The organism is Ornithinibacillus contaminans, from assembly GCF_001038425.2.
GTDB classification, from domain to species: Bacteria; Bacillota; Bacilli; order Bacillales; family Amphibacillaceae; genus Ornithinibacillus; species Ornithinibacillus contaminans.
In genome coordinates this window covers 1-17,449 of the sequence record NZ_LDPV02000018.1, presented here as the reverse complement: position 1 = coordinate 17,449, position 17,449 = coordinate 1, and the positions used below count along the sequence as shown (strand labels likewise).

Below are 17,449 nucleotides of genomic sequence, written 5' to 3'. Positions count from 1 at the left end.
TTTTATTTTGGTCGTTCGATGGAAAATACGTCCCCGATCTTGGCGTAATTAGAGCCAGCTAATCGGCTAACCGCGGCCAGCTTTTCATAATTAATTCTTCCATTTTCATAAATGTCTTTATCCACATGGAATTGGACAATCTTCGCGATTAATAAATCAGAGCCAGGTTCATCATTTTCGCTAGCTAAGGTGACGAATTGATGAAGCCTACACTCGAACCGTACTTTTGCTTCCTTTATCCCAGGAACAGCGATTTTCTTACTGTCCACAAGGGTTAAATTCGCAAGGGTAATCTCACTTTCATTTGAAGGAAGAGAGGCTGCGGTTTGGTTAATGCTATCCACATTTTGTTGGTCAACGATGTGGACAACAAACTCCCCCTTTTCCATAATATTACGAGCAGTATCCTTCATCACACCATCTTTACGCTGAATCGCTAGCGAAACCATTGGCGGGTTAGAGGAGACGATATTAAAATAACTAAATGGTGCTCCGTTCACGACCCCATCTTCATTAATGCTCGTCACAAAGGCGATAGGTCTTGGGATAATGCTTCCGATTAGCAATTTATAATTTTCGCGTTCCGTATTGGCTTTCGGATCAATCGATAGCAAAATAATCCCTCCTATCCTAGTTTTTATCTAAATCTTTTATATCAATTGGAATAAGTGATTGTTCTAATTGGCCGCGATAAATCTCGTATTGTTCTGGTAATTTCAAATCTGTACCCATTGTTTCATAGCTTTCATCATGGGCGAATCCCGGTGGATCAGTAGCGATTTCAAATAATATTTCCCCATGCTCTTTAAAGTAAATCGCATTAAAGTAGTTACGATCGCGTACTGGCGTTACCCCAAAGCCATTGTTCTGTACATGGTCTCTCCAGTCTAATTGATCAGCATCATCCGTAGCACGCCAAGCAATATGGTGTACTGTTCCAACGCCCATTTGCCCTCTGCCACTAATCAACTTTTTCAAATCGACTGTATTGCCGATATCACCCTCTGAAGTAAAGCGAATTAAATCGCCTTCTTCACCAACTTTTTCAAGACCCATTACATCGGTAAGGAGCTTCGCTGTTTCTTCGGGCTGTGCCGAGAATAACGTAGCACCGGAAAACCCTTTAATAGCTACTTCAGGTGTAACATCACCAATTGTCCAATTATTGACTTCTCCATTCACACGTTCTACTAACTCAAGGTGTAAGCCATGGACATCATCAAAAGTCAGGTAAGTTTCACCGAATCGTTCTGTTTTTTGAAAATCAATATTGAATTTTGCTAGTCGCTTTTCCCAAAACGGCATGGAGCCTTCTGGAATGGCATAAGAGGTTACACCTACTTGGCCGTCTCCAATTTTCCCTTGATAGGCATTTGCCCACGGGAAGAAGGTAATGATGGATCCAGGTCTACCACTATCGTTACCAAAGTACAAATGGTAGGTTCCTGGGTCATCAAAGTTGACCGTTTTTTTCACCAATCGTAAACCAAGGACACTAGCATAAAATTCTACGTTTTCTTGTGGGTGTCCGACAATTGCTGTAATATGATGAATTCCGGCTGTTTTTTTCATACTAATCAGTCCACCTTTTCGTCATTTGTATGTTGTAATCCAATCCGTTTTAACACATCGATGAGAATCTCTTTTTCTTCTGTTGAGACATTTTCAAAGATTTTTTCGATTACTTGTTGGTGCTTTGGAAAGATTTCCTCCATTAGTTTTTTTCCTGCTTCGGTAATTTGAATGTAGACAACGCGACGGTCGTCTTTACAATTCGTTCTTTCCAAGTATCCTTTGGTTTCTAATTTATCGATCACATAGGTAATGGAACCAGTATTAATTAAAACGGCGTCCGAAACTTCGCGTACGGTTTGTCTTCCTTTATGATAAAGTGCTTCTAAAATTGCAAAATCTGAAATGCGCATTCCGTAGCTACTAATATCCGCTTTTATTTGTTCTTGAACCGATTTAGATGCCTTCATCAGAACAACAAATGCTTTTAATGAAAGATTATCACTCATGGTTATCCCTTCTTGTTCGTAATTTAATTAGTTTGAATTAAAATATCTTTAATTAAGTATATTTTAGTTTAAACAATCCCGTTTGTCAACTAGCACACTTTTAGCATATACAAGATGGGCTAGATTATAGCGATATGCAAAGAAAAAACCCGCCATGTGGCAGGTTATGTTAGTTAAGCAGAAAAAATCTGACTGATTTCCTCTATGTCCTCTTTGGAAAGCTGTACTTCTAATGTTTTTAAATTATCGAGAACCTGTTCGGACTTTTTCGCACCAGGAATTACGACATCAATTGGACGTTGCGCCAGATACCAAGCTAACACAACATGGGATACGTCAGCATGCTTAGCGGATGCAATTTCTCTTAGTTTCGCGACCTTTGACAGATTTTGTTCAAATTGTTCTCCCTGCAAATGTGGCATATTCGAGCGGAAGTCATTAAATCTCGTATCCTTGGTGTATTTTCCTGCTAATAAGCCAGACGCAAATGGAAAGTAGGGAACAAATGAAATAGTATGTTCCGTTACGTAAGGGAAGTATTCCTTTTCGGCTGTACGATTGATTAGATTATAATGCCCTTGGATGACATCGACATAGCCATCTTGGTTTGCTTCTTTTAGTTGGTCTAAGGAAAAGTTAGATACACCAACTGCTCTTATTTTACCGGCGTCTTTCAAATCTTTTAGAGCACCAACCGCTTCATATTTTGGTGTAGTTTCATCAGGGTAGTGGATGTAAAACAGGTCAATATAGTCGGTTTGAAGTCGTTTTAAGCTAGCGTCTACTGTTTGCTTTAAAAAATCTGGAGAATTATCAATTTGTTTGTCGCCACCAACAATTTTCTGTGCCCCTTTAGTTGCAATGACCACCTCATGTCGGGTACCGGTTTCTTTGATTGCTTCTCCAACTAATTCCTCTGACCGTCCCATTCCATAGCTAAAGGCTGTATCGATGAAGTCTAAGCCTTCCTTGATTGCGTTTTTGACTAAAGCTGTATTGGATTGTTCATCTAGTCCTGGATAAAGATTATGCCCACCAATAGCATTAGCACCTAGTCCGATAGGGTTAACGACTAAATCCGTCTTGCCGATTTGTACTTTGTTTGCCAAGTTATAACGCCTCCTTTAGTAATGATTACGTTCATTGTATTCCTATAAAAACTACTATTCAAGAAAGTTGCCAGAGGTTAAATAAGCAGGCACATCCTTTAGCAAAATTTCGAAAGTATCGGTATCATTCTTTATTTTTAAGTTTCAAAAACTGCATGCGTTTATTAAATAGGGTTGGATACGATAAGAATCCAAGGATGATGCTCGTTACGACGGCCGTCGTTAATAATAGAAAAAGAATCAATAATTGAAATTGAACTGCCTGTACTGGATCAGCGCCAGCAATAATCTGTCCACTCATCATCCCGGGCAATTGAACAAGTCCGATTGTTTTCTGGCTTTCAATCGTCGGGATGGTGCTTGCTTTGATGGAGGTAATTAACTGGTTGTGAATGGCCTGTTTTGGTGTTCCACCTAAGGATAAAATCAGCTCGGTCTCATCCTGGTGGTTCTCAATTTCTGCCGTGAATCGGTTTAGGAAGAGAATCCCTAGTACCATTGAATTACCAATCACCATACCGCTAATTGGGATTATATATTGTGGCGTTGGTGGCACGATTTGTAGACCGAGTAAGATACTTTGCGTTAACACTTCGATAACAATAAATGCAACAAATAGCTTCCATGTAATTCCTTGAATGGCAGAGCCCTTTTTACGTGCATTTTGAGTGGCGGCACCAATCATCAATAAAATCATAAGCAGCATAAAAATGATATGCTCAGCTTCAAATACATAGTGCAGGATGTACCCAACAACAAGTAATTGAATGATGGATCGCACTGTTGCGATTAGGGTATCTTTTTCTAATCCTAGTTTTAACGTTTTCGATAAAATAAGCGGGATTAGTACAAAAATAAGTGTTAGGGATAAGGTAAGATAACTCATGCTAATTCCCCCTTAATAAATTCCAACACCCGTTCATCCTGTGGGTTATCTAACATTGAACTCTCGCCAGACTCAATCACTTCTCCACCCATCATGACCCAGGTGTAATGCCCGATAGAGCGTGCTTGCTCTAAATTATGTGTAATCCAGACAATAGTTGTCCCATACTTTTCATTGATTTTGCTAATGAGTTCTTCAATATCGTGCTGGGATACGCGGTCTAGTGATGAGGTGATCTCATCAAGGAGTAGGATTTTTGGTTTATTCACAAGTGTCCGGGCAATCGATAGCTTTTGGCGCTGTCCACCAGATAAATCCTTTGCGTGTCGGTGAAGAAAGCTTTTATCCAAACCAACATCATCTAATAATTCTTCCGCATCCTGTTGTTCAATTTGCATTCCTTGTAATGCTAACGGGAGCGCCAAATTTTCCAGCACGGTTCCTTTAATCATTGTTGCACTTTGTAAGGCAAGTCCAACATTTCTGCGTAACCGAATAGGTTCATAGGTTTGAATGGGTTTTCCCTTAATGAGGATATCACCAGTATCAGGTGAAATTAACCCATTGCACAGTCTGAATAAGGTTGTTTTCCCAGCTCCTGATGGGCCCACAAGGGTAGTAATTTTTCCTTCAGGGAATGAACCGGTTATCTCCTTTAAAATATGTAGGCCATCTGTTGAATAAGTTACATTCTTGAATTCAACGATAGGGGTGGTTGGATTCGTCATACTATGTCACTTCCTTGGATTAGTCCTTTTCATAATGTTCCTCTATCAAGTGATTAAAATTCTGTACTCATTCTATCATAATTTGATGATATGGGTTTTGGATTGTAGAGAACAGCTTATAAATAGAAAAAAGCAATGAATAGTTCCCTGTGAAAGGGAGTATCCACTGCCTTTGGTTATTGTTTGATTGGTTCCAATTGCATTCCTAAATACTTTGCTAATTCTAGCATCCCATATTTCCCTGCTTTTTCCTCTGCGTCGGAATTGTAATTGGTGTTGGTGTTCACATCATATGTGAAAATGTTCCCGTTTTGATCACGAATAAATTCAATCCCTGCTACTTGGATATTGTTTTCTGCTAGGAACCTTTCATACTTCTCAATGATTGGATCATCGAAGCCTTCGATAATTTCAAACTTCGGCTTGCTTTCAGTTTCTTCACCTACTGGACAGAATAGATCATCGATGACACAGGCATCTGCTGGACATAACTCAAATCCTTCTGATGTATCCACCCGAACTGCATAAACGAATTTCCCGCCAACAAATTCACAGCGGGTAATATATGGCTCTGGTGCTTCGATATACTGCTGGATGAGTGTTATCCCATCGACAGAGGGTTCAAAAGTAGGACCAAATACATACGATTCTAATGCCTCAATCGAATGGAAAAGCTGAACACCTAATCCTTTTCCAGCGCGGTTATGCTTGGTGATGAAGGATGATAGGTTTAATTCTTTCGCTGCCTTTAAAATTTGTTCTTTGCCGACAGCTGCTATTGTTTTCGGCGTCTGAATAGCTGCTGTGTTGAGTGCCGTATATTGATTTACCTTACTAACTTCAAGCCTTAGCGCGCGACTCCCGTTAATCACTGTTTGCCCGTGCCGTTCTAACCAAGCTATCACAGCTTCTGTTAACTCTGGAGCATAGCGATGGTCTCTTGTGTGAGAGGAGGCACTAATTCGGTTATAGAAAATCCCGTTCGGCGGCACCGTTGTTAAGTCCACGATACCTTGATCTAAAAACCATTCTTCATAAGGCAATGCCAATTCATTTAACCGTTTAGTTAGATGGTCGGTCCACTCGCTATTTTCATGGATGATATAAATTTTTGACATAAAATAGATACCTCACATTATTGTTTGATTAAATCATACCAAATAGATCGGAATTATTATATGTATATGCAAGAAATAACGTTCTAAATCTCCCGTCAAAGGAGATTTAGAACGTTATTTTACGATTAGTACTGGACACGATGCTCTTTTTGCTACCTTGTGGCTGACACTTCCAAGTACCATTTCTTGAAAGGTATTTAATCCGCGACTGCCAATGACCACGATGTCATAGTCATTTTTGTTGGCATAGTTCACGATGGTAGGGCCGGGATCACCATTCAAATACACGACTTCAAAGTCTACCCCTGAATGCTTCGCTTTTTGTACGATAAGTGCTAGCTTCTCTTTACGGACGTCGGCTGTATCTTTTCCCCAGTTTGTTAGTACTTCGTCTTTTGTGTGTCTTGGATCCACGACATAAATAATATCCACTTTCGAACCGGCATGTAATCTAGCAAGCTCAAATGCTCTCTCACCTGCTCGAATGGAATGCGCAGATCCATCCGCAGCAAAAAGAATTTTATTAAACATTTAAACCTCCCTCTACCAATCTAACAATACCAACAATTGGTTGTCTATCTACTATTTACTTAGCTAGCTAGAGAATAATTTTCATTATAGCATATAGCGCCTTAAATCAAAGAATTTTAAAGAAAAACTAAGAATTCGACAAATGTTTACGCTTTCTTTGGCATTTCACAAAACTGTCAAATCTAGATATAATACTCGTTGTTCGAAACGGCCCCGGCTTTCGTGAGAGTCGAAAGTCATCAAAAAACTAAAAGAGGTGGATTATGAATTTAGCAAATCTAAAAAATGAATGGTTTGGCAACATCAGAGGTGATATCCTAGCGGGTATCGTTGTTGCAATTGCTTTAATCCCAGAAGCAATCGCATTCTCCGTTATTGCTGGAGTTGATCCAATGATAGGACTTTACGCATCATTTTGTATTGCGGTGGTCATTGCTTTTGTTGGTGGACGACCTGGCATGATTTCTGCGGCTACAGGAGCGACTGCGTTATTAATGGTTACACTCGTAGCAGAGCACGGATTACAGTATCTATTTGCGGCAACTATTCTTACCGGTATTCTCCAAATTATCATGGGGGCATTGAAGCTAGGCACACTAATGAAATTTGTTCCGAAGTCTGTGATGGTTGGTTTTGTAAATGCATTAGCCATTATGATCTTCATGGCCCAGCTGGAGCATTTTGAAGGTGCAAACTGGGAAATGTATGCGATGTTAGCTGGTGCGTTAGCCATTATCTACATCCTTCCGAAGTTTATCAAAGTAATTCCGGCGCCGCTAGTGGCGATTATTGTCATTACAGCTGTTGCGGTCTTTACTGGAAGTAATGTGAAAACAGTAGGGGATATGGGTGAATTAACACAGTCTCTACCATTCTTCTTAATACCAGATATTCCATTGAATTTCGAGACACTACAAATTATTTTCCCATATGCACTATCGATTGCCATGGTTGGTTTAGTAGAGTCGTTACTCACTGCATCAATTGTGGATGATATGACCGATACGAAAAGCGATAAGAATAAGGAGGCGAGAGGGCAAGGAATTGCTAACATCGTATCAGGATTTTTTGGCGGAATGGCAGGTTGCGCGATGATCGGACAATCGGTAATTAATGTAAAGTCTGGCGGTCGAGGAAGGTTATCGGCATTGGTTGCTGGAGGATTTTTAATGACGCTTATTTTACTATTAAATGGGCTGTTAGTTCAAATCCCAATGGCTGTACTAGTCGGAGTCATGTTTATGGTTTCCATCAGTACCTTTGATTGGTCATCGTTGAAAAATATCCGAAAAACACCAATTACAGATTCGATTGTCATGGTAGCAACGGTTGTTACCGTATTATTTACACATGATTTGTCCAAAGGTGTATTAGTAGGGATTATTTTAAGTGCGATTTTCTTTGCAGCGAAGATCTCGAAGGTGAAGGTTGTTGCCTTAGCTGATCATGATGCAAAGAAAAAAGTATACCGTGTTACAGGTCAATTGTTCTTTGCCTCGGTTACAGATTTTGTAGAGAGCTTTGATTATAAAGAAAGTATTGAAGCAATTAAGTTAGATCTTTCAAATGCCCATATTTGGGATGATTCTGGTGTGGGTGCGATAGACAAAATTGTGCAGAAGTACCACCAAAATGGTATTTCGGTCGAGGTTGTCGGTTTAAATGATGAAAGTAATAAATTAGTAAATAAACTAGCAAATTATAATAAACCTGGTGGGTTGGAAAAGGTTTCTGGACATTAGGGTTTGTGGAGAGTTAACTTGGGTTAGCTCTCTTTTTTTGTTGATGTTGAGGGGATGCGTTCCTGACTGTGGGTAAGCTATGCCGAAGATTGTGCTAGTTGTGCCGAACCATTTGCGGGAAATCCCGAACTCACCACGTGATATCCCGAACCAAGCAAGTTATCCCGAACAGCATGGCAGAATTCCCGGACAAGAGGGGAGTAGTGCCGAACTTCCCCAGAGAAATCCCGAACACCAAGCGATAAGGCCCGAACCACATGAACCTGTTGTTCCGTCCGTCGCAAGCAAAGTGATTTGTTTTAACCGATAAAGAGGATTTTTGGCAATATTAGTCGAATACTATAAGATTATCACTTAACAACTAGGAGGTACTTTCGATGAAAGGTCTACTGCATCATGTGGAGATGAACGTCTCCAATTTAGAAAAAACGATAGCATTTTGGGGTTGGTTACTAGAAGAACTTGGCTACCAACCGTATCAGAGTTGGGAAAAGGGGAAGAGCTGGAAGCTAGGCGATACCTATATTGTTTTTGTTCAAACAGAGGATCGCTTCTTGGATGTGCCGTATCATCGTAGTAGAGTGGGACTGAATCATCTCGCTTTTCATGCAGACTCTAAGCAACACGTGGATGAAATAACAAACCAACTTAAACAAAATGGTGTTTCTATTTTATATCAAGATAGGCATCCGTATGCTGGTGGCGAGAGTCATTATGCGGTGTATTTTGAGGATCCGGATCGAATTAAAGTCGAGATAGTAGCACCAGATCATCCGTAAGTAGTGCAGTATTAAAATTTTACTGTAAATACCTGATTAACGTGGAAAGGTTTTTATCCCGAACGATTCGTGGGCTATGCCGAACATTTTCAAGTAATCCCGAAGTTTGCGCTAGTAATCCCGAACCAAAGAAGGAATCCCGAAAATGGTGGGAGAAGTGCCGAAGTTTCCAAGGATATCCCGAACCTGCAGCGGAATACCCCGAACATCGGGTGAGAAATCCCGAACCCATTGCGGCTCCAAACCCAGCCCCGCGTCTGTCCATTAAAAAAACTCTTTACAAATACCTCGTAATTCTATATAGTGTAGTTACCTAATAATTCTAGGTAGGTGAGAATATGTTTGATCGTGAGCTTGTTAAAGGGAGTACATCCCTACTTGTTTTACAGTTGTTAAATGAACGTGATATGTATGGCTATGAGCTTGTGAAGGAGATGGACCGGCGGAGTGAGCATAACCTTCAGATGAAGGAAGGGACATTGTATCCTGCGCTTCATAAGCTTGAAAAACAAGAGTATATTGAATGCTACTGGCAAAACCAAGAAAAAGGTCCAGCGCGTAAATATTACCGGATTACGTCAGAGGGTAGAGAAATGCTCGAAGCTAAAACGAGTGAATGGCACCGATATGTTCAAGTAATGAACAATTTAATCGGGAGAAGCGAGTCGTGAAAACTGGGGTCTGGCGGTTTTTCCAAGAGCTGGAGGACGTTCTTGGAAAACACCCTGAAAAAGAACAAATAATGGCTGAATATAAATCGCATGTTTATGAATTAGTTCAGGAAGAAAATCTTCCGGAAGCAGATTGCTACGAGGAAGTTATCAAACGGTTAGGAACACCTGAAGAAATTGGAGCGATTTGGAAACAAGAGTCAAAAGTAACGGCGAAAAAGATGCAAATCTTATTTGTTGTCTTGAATGTCATCCTGTTTCTTGGTGGGATAGCACTTACGGTAGCCTATAATGTATATCAGCTAGAATGGATAGAGATTCTATGGGATAGGTTAACGGATGTACCGTCGATTATTGTTTTGGCTTACATGCTGTTTTGGGGCCTTTTGGGGTATGAAATTGGTCGGGAATTTGGTAGTGGTGGCTTAAAGGTATTACGGAAGACATTTACATATGCTATCATTCCAAATCTTATTTTAATGTACTTGATCGTGTTTAAACTTATCCCACAGGATTGGTTCCAGCCATTGTTAAATGGACCTTTTATCATTGTTTGTATGCTGTTAACCATTATCTTGTATCCAGTAAGTTGGATTGGCTATCGCTGGGGAAGAAAAGCATCCGTATGATAAGCTTTTTCCCCGGCATTTAGTAGGATATGCGTATTTTTTTGCGTTCATACCTAGAATAATGATGTATATAGAATAACTAAGTGGATGGTGAAACAAAATGAAAAACAGCACTAATCGATTACTTTTTTTCTTACTATGTTTAGCACTTGGAATTGCAGCTGAGATTAGCTTTTTTCATGGGGAAATCGGGATATCCTATCCCATATTTATAACCATATTTTACGCGGTCCTATTTTACCGATTTGGTCTTTCGTTTACGCATCGCCGAATTGGGATACTTCTTATGGTGATGATTTGGATATTATCGGCATCTTATTTGTTTTTTGATAATCTTTCATTCTACATGCTCAATAGCATCGTCATTCCGGTGTTGGTGTTTGTGCATATTGTATTGATTACATCGCCGAACCATATTGACTGGTCGTCAATTCTATTCCTGAATTTGTTAATGCGAAAGCTTTCCAAGACGTTTAAGTATAGTAAAAAGCTGATTAAAGTAGTGTTAAGAAAAGTGTTCAAAAACATGAGTGATAAAACTGTGAAAATGTTTAAACGCATTATCATAGGATTATTGATTGGGCTGCCATTGTTAGTGGTTATCACTAGTTTATTAATGTCTGCTGACGCTGTGTTCGGGGACTTGATGATGGAAATACCGAAATTTGTTGTAGAGCTTAATTTCATCGAAGGAATTTTACGAGTGGTGGCAGTTATTTTGATGACGCTTTTGTTTTTTTGTGTATTTCAGGTTTTGCAGAAAAGGTATGTTGCGCAGGTTGCTCATTCAACGCAAGCTGGGAAGAAGGAAGCGAGCTGGGATAGCGTCATTTCTGGGACGATTTTAGTACTGCTTAACAGTGTTTATGTTTTATTTGTGGTCATCCAATTCAAATATTTTTTTGGAGATTCGTTAGTAGGGAACTATACGTATGCAGAATATGCGAGAAGAGGATTTTTTGAATTATTGTTTGTTACCATCGTGAACTTATCATTACTGGTTGTTTGCTTGAAGTTTGTTAAGGAAACGAAGCATTCCATGAGGCTATTTATGAAGCTTATGTATTCTCTGTTAGTGGTTACTAGTGGTGTGATGTTAACTTCTGCTTATCAACGATTAAGTATGTATGAGGCAGCATATGGGTTCACTGTTGATCGTATTTTAGCGCATACGTTTATGATCTTCCTAATTGTGATTTTTGCCTACACCTTTATCCGTGTATGGCTTGAGAGAATATCGATCCTACATTTTTATATTATTGCTGGATTGATTTTCTACACCGGTTTAAATGTCGTTAATATCGAAAAAATAATCGTTGATAACAACTTAGATCGTTATGAAGAGACAGGAAAAATAGATGTATATTATTTAAATGCACTTTCGTACTCCGGGATTGATGGTCTAATCACGTTATATGAACAAGATCCTAATTACCCGGATTTGAGAATGATTTTACAAGACCGAAAAAACAGTATTGATTATTTGCAGCTTGATACATGGCAGTCATTCAATTTCAAGAAACAGCAGGTTGTAGAGAGACTTCAAGAACTTGAGCTATAAAAGGAGGAAGACCAAATGACTTCAACTATTCCGAAGCATGTCGCAATTATAATGGATGGAAATGGAAGATGGGGGAAGCGTAGAGGTTTGACTCGTAGTGAAGGGCATTATGCGGGATCGCAAACGATGGAAAAAATAATTGATGCTAGTGCGGAACTAGGGATTGAAATCCTCACGCTGTATGCTTTTTCAACCGAGAACTGGGGCCGTCCAAAGGATGAGGTAAATTACTTGATGAGCTTACCGATCAAGTTTTTTAAACAAAAACTACCAGAATTTATGAAGCGAAATATCAAGATTTATATTTCAGGAGACATCGAGAATCTTCCAAAGGGAACGCGTGATGCGGTAACGAAGGCAATGGAAGAGACGAAAGACAATACAGGCTTAATTGTCAATTTTGCGTTGAACTATAGTAGTCGAAGAGAGATTTTACAGGCGATCTGCCATGTAATACGAGAAGCGGAAGAAAAGCAACTCGATATCGATTGTTTGGATGAGGCTGTTTTCGAGCAATATTTGTACACGAAAAATCTACCCGATCCGGATCTTGTCATTCGTACCGGTGGCGAAAAGCGTGTCAGTAATTTTTTGCTATGGCAATCTTCGATGGCAGAACTATGCTTCGTGGATGTGTTATTTCCTGACTTCACAAAGGAAATGCTCAAAAAAGCTGTTTTTGATGTGAACAGCCAGGAAGAAATGAAGTTAAACGAATATGTTGGATGACGTTCCTAAAGAGAGCAAAGTAGAAGAAAAATTCGGTTTTATTTCTTACTATCATTAACTTGTGACCTCGCGAAAGGTTACATCAATGATCTGCTCTGTTTTGTTATCAAAAGTTATATCAACAAAGACACCGAATTCTTTATCAGGTGCTTCTAGCCATAGCTTAAATGTTTCGGTAGAATTCTTATTTCCCTTGTCGCGTCCAACGTGAAGATAGTCAACGATATTAGCATTTGGGTATTTTTCCTTTGTTTTTTGCATGGCGAGTCTTCCCCATTTTGCATAAGGAGGAACTTCTTTTTTTGCGTGCGTGATTTCGGCAGTAGGATGTATCGAAATGGCACTAAACGATAACAGTGAACAGCATAAGAGTTTAATTACGAATTTCTTCACCTTGTAAAACCTCACTTATCATTGTTAGTTATTACTATTAGGGAAGGATGAGATTCTTGCTATTTGAAATGACTATCCAAATTAGAGTACCAGAGTTTGAAAAAGGACTTTCATGGTATCAATTATTATTAGGAAAAGAGCCTGATTTTATACCACATGATGGATTTGCGGAGTGGGAAATAGTTCCAGGTAGTTGGGTGCAATTAGGGGAAGGTGAACCTGCGAAGGGGAGCGGTCCTTTACGGTTTGGTGTAAACGATATAGACAGCGTTCGTGAACGCTTGGTTAAAGAGCTGAACATTACCGATTTTGAAATCTTTTCGCGTGAAGAGGTTCCGGTGAAATGGGGTACCTTTTCAGATCCTTGGGGAAATCTTGTTGGTTTCTTTGAATATCTGGACAAAACGGAAGAAACGGAACGGATTAAAACCATCCTAGTAAAATAGAAATAGCTGCCAATTAGCTTGGCAGCTATTTCTTTGTCTATTTTTCCTTATTAATTAACTGTGTCATCTGATGCCAAATGGATCCTTTTGCTTCCTCTCCACCTTGAATTCTGGCAAGGGCCATCTTCACTTGCATTCGCACTTCGAATTCGGGATCATTCTCTGCACCCTGAAGCGCTGGAATTGCGGATTCATCACCTAGTTCAAATAAAAACATAGCAGCACGCCAACGAACAAGTCTGCTCGAATCCTTCAACGTCTTTATCATTTCAGGCATTGCTTCTTTATAGCTTAAATCGGATAAACAATCCCCAGCGGTTCGTCTTACGTTTATTGCTTTATCCTGAAGTGCTTTGTAAAGGTATGGAAGTACTGCTGGACTGTCAAGCATACCAAGATAAGCAGTCGCTAGTCTGCGAACGGACGCTTTTACATCATCCAGCGCTTTATCCAGAACCGGCAAATCATCCATGGTTGGATCCATTCGATCTAAAGCCGCATATCGTTCGCGCCAATCGGGATTTTCTAACATGTCTAGGGTAACTTTTTTCCAAGGTGATGGTGCGGTCTTGTTTGCCAAAGCAAATAGAACTAATTCGTTTAATCGTTCCATATCATATGCGGCAGAGATTTCCTCTACAACGTCCTGACCAATATCCTCCAAATCACCATAACGTGGACTTTGCTCTACCCATTTTCGTTCCATCAGCATGTTATCCGAAGCAGCTGATGCTTCAATCGCAGCATTCATAAACCGTTCCGGTAGGCCGAAACGTTTTTCGGTATCACCTTCTTCAAGTTTAACCTGGGTAGGGATATATCGGAACAATTGCAGGTAGACTTTTACTTCGCCATAATGCTCGTCAACTGTGGACTCATTTTGGGTTGATTCATCAATGCTTTCTTCGATAGAGCCAAGTTTATTCCGTATCTCAGGCAAAATTTCCTCCCATGGCGTCCTAGCATCGCGTTCTAGTGCAATAAAATCAATCACGCGATAGACTCCTTTTACACCAGCAATGGTGAATAATTGCTGAATATAATTTGGGGCTTTTGTTATGTCATCTCCAAGCTTATAATTTTCTGTTTTCCCATCAGGCATTTCCTCATTCACATTAATTTTCATCGAATATGGACTTGGTGTTGGTTCGATTGATACGATTTTCATCCGTATTCCCCCTGGAATCATGTCATTATGAACCATTTTAGCAAAGGGAATGATTCGTAGCCAATAAGTTGTTTGGCAGAGGGCATATAAGTACTGATATTGAAGCAGAATAGAGTATTGATAAACTAACCAATTTAGAAACGAGTGAACAACATGCCATATCGTGAGCAAATCCCGGTAGATAAAGGTTTTGACAATACGTTGAAATTATTGCTGGAAGGCTATAACTTTATAACAAATAGACGAAATCGGTTTGGGAGAGATATTTTTGAAACACGTATTTTAGGAGGGAAAAAAGCAATTTGTATTGCTGGGGAGGATGCAGTGAAGATATTTTATGATCGAGAAAAATTTATACGGAAAGGTGCTGCACCAAAACGGATTCGTCAAACCTTGTTTGGGGAGCATGCGATTCAAACAACAGATGGTGATACCCATCAGTATCGAAAAGAATTATTTATGAGCCTCATGACAAAAGAACGCCTTGAGGATATGAATAAAATAGTGAAAAGGCATTTAGATCATACGGTGGATACGTGGTTGGATCAAAAGAATGTCGTTGTTTATGATGAAATGGTACAGGTGTTAACGAAGGCAGCATGTGAGTGGGCTGGAGTACCAATAGCAAAGGATGACATTAGGAAACGTGCGAATGCGTTGCAAGCTTTATTCGATGGTGCAGGTGCGCTTGGTTCGAGGCATTTTAAGGGAAGAGTTGCTCGAAATGCTACGGAAGGCTGGTTAAAGCAAATCGTCCAACAAGTTCGAGATGGGCAAATTGAGGTACCTCAGTATACCGCTCTTTACCAGATGTGCTGGTTCCAAGATACAAACGGTACATTGCTCCACGAGCAACTGGTGGCAGTGGAATTATTAAATATTCTAAGACCAATCGTAGCGGTTGCCGTTTATATTACCTTTGGTGCATTAGCATTATCCGAGCATCCGGAGGAAAAGGAAAAATTATTATTAGGTAAAGACGAGTATCTCCACCTATTTGTCGAGGAAGTAAGACGTTATTATCCGTTTTTCCCATTTCTAATGGCAATTGTACGGGAAGATTTCCTCTGGAACGGACACGATTTTAAAAAGGGAAATTTAGTATTGCTGGATATTTACGGAACCAATCACCATGAAAAATTGTGGAATCAGCCATATACGTTTAACCCGGAACGATTTAAGGGAAGAGAGGATAATTTCTATGATTTCATTCCACAAGGTGGCGGTGATTATTATCGCGGTCATCGTTGTCCGGGGGAATGGCTAACACTAGAAGTCATGAAGGTAAGCTTGGACTTCTTAGTGAATAAGATTAACTATGATGTTCCAAAACAGGAGCTGCATTACAGCATGAATCGGATTCCAAGTTTGCCAAAGAGTGGGTTTGTCATTCAAAACGTGACGAAGGTCCTTGCGGAGTGATGAAGACGCCAGTAGCATCGTAAAGAGTTAAAAAGGGGGCTATGTATAAAATGGTACCTGTAGTTAGGACACTTGAAAAAGAGTGTTTTATCTACAGGTATTTTTATATATAATTAAATTTCACAATACGGGGACTAGGAGATATCATGAGTAAAATAATATTTTCAGATAAAGAGATAAAAGCACTTCAAAAGAATCCAAATGTACAACGCGTTAGTGAGAAATCCATCACTTACACGGATGCTTTCAAGAATAGGTTTATGGATGAGTATCTAACTGGTAAACTCCCACGACAAATCTTTATGGAGAGTGGATTTGATGAAGAAGTAATTGGGATAAAACGCATTGAACAATCCGCATGCCGGTGGAAGAAAGCTTATGAAACGAAAGGGTTAATAGGGCTTACTGATACAAGGAAAACAGAATCTGGCAGAACCCTGAAACGGGAGCTTACACCTTCTGAAGTGATCGAGAGGCAAAATGCACGAATCAAGCTTTTGGAAGGACAGGTGGAGCTGTTAAAAAAGCTAGAAGTGATAGAAAGGAGGCTGCTAAACACAAGAGAAAATCTAAGCCCAAGTAAAGCATATCAATTGATTCAAGAGACAATTGAACAAAATGGTTTTAAAAGGATGACTAGATACTTTTGTGATCTTTTAGGTGTTTCACGTTCTGGATATTATAGTTGCTTGAAGGCATCTGTCGTTCGGGAGGCTAGAGAGCAGCTAGATTTAGAAGTGAAGGAAATCATCCTAGAAGCTTTTAACCGCAGAGGTTATAAGAAAGGTTCACGTTCCATTAAAATGATCCTAGAGAATGAGTATGATCTTATTCTTAGTCGTAAAAAGATACAGAGAATCATGAAGAAATACGGAATTGTCTGCCCTCACAGGAAAGCGAATCCTTATAAACAAATCGCAAAGGCGACAAAGGAGCACCAGGTTGTACCAAACAAATTAAACAGGGAATTTAAGCAAGGAGTCCCAGGAAAAGTATTATTGACGGATATCACCTACTTGCCATATAACGGTAATTGTATGGCTTATTTGTCAACCATAAAAGATGGTTCTACCAATGAACTCCTGGCTTACCATGTGTCTGACCGAATCACTTTGGATATCGCAATCCAGACGGTCCATAAATTGATGAACAATAAGAAGGTCCCTCTTGATTCAGATGCCTTCATTCACTCGGATCAGGGAAGCCATTACACAAGCCCACGATACCAAAAACTTTTAAAGAAGTATGGCTTAGGCCAGTCTATGTCACGAAGGGGTAACTGTTGGGACAACGCTCCTCAAGAATCATTTTTTGGTCACCTAAAGGATGAAGTAGATTATAAATCAGCCAAAACATTAAAGGAATTAAAATTGAAAATCAATCATTACATGACTTACTATAACAATTACCGTTATCAGTGGAATCTAAAAAAGATGACCCCTATTCAATATAGGAATCATCTATTATCTGCATAACCTCTTTTTTTATAAGTGTCCTTGACACGGGTGCCAGTGTA

The 17,449-nt window shown here is 39.7% G+C and carries 19 protein-coding genes; 9 read left to right on the top strand and 10 right to left on the bottom strand.

Features of this window, described 5'->3' with window-relative positions:
• Positions 1-2: 2 nt before the first annotated feature.
• The 8 genes from JF53_RS03440 to JF53_RS03405 all read right to left on the bottom strand — a co-directional run bounded on the left by JF53_RS03440 (position 3) and on the right by JF53_RS03405 (position 6,393).
• Positions 3-614: a flavin reductase family protein gene (locus tag JF53_RS03440; RefSeq protein ID WP_047980464.1), complete on the bottom strand. Its 612-nt coding sequence runs from the start codon at positions 612-614 to the stop codon at positions 3-5.
• Positions 615-630: 16 nt separating this feature from the next.
• Positions 631-1,572 (bottom strand): ring-cleaving dioxygenase, encoded by a 942-nt coding sequence (locus JF53_RS03435; protein WP_047980463.1) that lies wholly within the window; start codon positions 1,570-1,572, stop codon positions 631-633.
• Positions 1,573-1,577: 5 nt separating this feature from the next.
• Complete coding sequence (locus JF53_RS03430; protein WP_047980462.1) at positions 1,578-2,021, bottom strand: MarR family winged helix-turn-helix transcriptional regulator; 444 nt, start codon at positions 2,019-2,021, stop codon at positions 1,578-1,580.
• Between the two features lie 173 nt (positions 2,022-2,194).
• Entirely contained in the window at positions 2,195-3,130 is a 936-nt protein-coding gene (locus JF53_RS03425) for an aldo/keto reductase (protein WP_047980461.1), read from the bottom strand.
• Between the two features lie 124 nt (positions 3,131-3,254).
• Positions 3,255-4,016 (bottom strand): ABC transporter permease, encoded by a 762-nt coding sequence (locus JF53_RS03420; RefSeq protein ID WP_047980460.1) that lies wholly within the window; start codon positions 4,014-4,016, stop codon positions 3,255-3,257.
• Entirely contained in the window at positions 4,013-4,744 is a 732-nt protein-coding gene (locus JF53_RS03415) for an ABC transporter ATP-binding protein (RefSeq protein ID WP_047980459.1), read from the bottom strand. Before JF53_RS03415 ends, JF53_RS03420 begins: the two co-directional genes overlap by 4 nt.
• A 176-nt stretch (positions 4,745-4,920) precedes the next feature.
• Positions 4,921-5,862, bottom strand: coding sequence for an ATP-grasp domain-containing protein (locus JF53_RS03410; RefSeq protein ID WP_047980458.1), 942 nt, complete (start codon positions 5,860-5,862; stop codon positions 4,921-4,923).
• Between the two features lie 114 nt (positions 5,863-5,976).
• Complete coding sequence (locus JF53_RS03405) at positions 5,977-6,393, bottom strand: universal stress protein (RefSeq protein WP_047980457.1); 417 nt, start codon at positions 6,391-6,393, stop codon at positions 5,977-5,979.
• Positions 6,394-6,656: 263 nt separating this feature from the next.
• Between JF53_RS03405 and JF53_RS03400 the strand changes: the two genes are divergently transcribed.
• The 6 genes from JF53_RS03400 to JF53_RS17745 all read left to right on the top strand — a co-directional run bounded on the left by JF53_RS03400 (position 6,657) and on the right by JF53_RS17745 (position 12,504).
• Positions 6,657-8,135 carry a SulP family inorganic anion transporter gene (locus JF53_RS03400; protein WP_047980456.1) on the top strand — a complete coding sequence of 493 codons (1,479 nt, stop codon included), beginning with the start codon at positions 6,657-6,659 and terminating at the stop codon, positions 8,133-8,135.
• 377 nt (positions 8,136-8,512) lie between these two features.
• Complete coding sequence (locus JF53_RS03390) at positions 8,513-8,914, top strand: VOC family protein (RefSeq protein WP_047980454.1); 402 nt, start codon at positions 8,513-8,515, stop codon at positions 8,912-8,914.
• A 338-nt stretch (positions 8,915-9,252) separates the two neighbouring features.
• Positions 9,253-9,585: a PadR family transcriptional regulator gene (locus JF53_RS03385; protein ID WP_047980453.1), complete on the top strand. Its 333-nt coding sequence runs from the start codon at positions 9,253-9,255 to the stop codon at positions 9,583-9,585.
• Positions 9,582-10,214, top strand: a complete 633-nt coding sequence (locus JF53_RS03380; protein ID WP_047980452.1) for an HAAS signaling domain-containing protein — start codon at positions 9,582-9,584, stop codon at positions 10,212-10,214. Before JF53_RS03385 ends, JF53_RS03380 begins: the two co-directional genes overlap by 4 nt.
• A gap of 100 nt (positions 10,215-10,314) precedes the next feature.
• A complete protein-coding gene (locus tag JF53_RS03375) occupies positions 10,315-11,775 on the top strand; it encodes a DUF4153 domain-containing protein (protein WP_047980451.1) in 1,461 nt (486 codons plus the stop codon).
• Between the two features lie 15 nt (positions 11,776-11,790).
• Positions 11,791-12,504, top strand: coding sequence for an isoprenyl transferase (locus tag JF53_RS17745; protein WP_047980450.1), 714 nt, complete (start codon positions 11,791-11,793; stop codon positions 12,502-12,504).
• Between the two features lie 54 nt (positions 12,505-12,558).
• Here the strand turns inward: JF53_RS17745 and JF53_RS03365 are convergent, their stop codons facing one another.
• A complete protein-coding gene (locus tag JF53_RS03365; protein WP_047980449.1) occupies positions 12,559-12,897 on the bottom strand; it encodes a YqzG/YhdC family protein in 339 nt (112 codons plus the stop codon).
• Between the two features lie 56 nt (positions 12,898-12,953).
• Here JF53_RS03365 and JF53_RS03360 point away from each other — a divergent pair, with 56 nt between their 5' ends.
• Entirely contained in the window at positions 12,954-13,343 is a 390-nt protein-coding gene (locus tag JF53_RS03360) for a VOC family protein (protein ID WP_047980448.1), read from the top strand.
• Positions 13,344-13,380: 37 nt separating this feature from the next.
• Here JF53_RS03360 and JF53_RS03355 read toward each other — a convergent pair whose 3' ends face one another.
• Positions 13,381-14,511 carry a conserved virulence factor C family protein gene (locus tag JF53_RS03355; protein WP_047980447.1) on the bottom strand — a complete coding sequence of 377 codons (1,131 nt, stop codon included), beginning with the start codon at positions 14,509-14,511 and terminating at the stop codon, positions 13,381-13,383.
• A gap of 153 nt (positions 14,512-14,664) precedes the next feature.
• Here JF53_RS03355 and JF53_RS03350 point away from each other — a divergent pair, with 153 nt between their 5' ends.
• Positions 14,665-15,933, top strand: a complete 1,269-nt coding sequence (locus tag JF53_RS03350; protein ID WP_047980446.1) for a cytochrome P450 — start codon at positions 14,665-14,667, stop codon at positions 15,931-15,933.
• Positions 15,934-16,079: 146 nt separating this feature from the next.
• Positions 16,080-17,408 (top strand): IS3 family transposase, encoded by a 1,329-nt coding sequence (locus tag JF53_RS03345; RefSeq protein WP_047982140.1) that lies wholly within the window; start codon positions 16,080-16,082, stop codon positions 17,406-17,408.
• Positions 17,409-17,449: the final 41 nt, after the last annotated feature.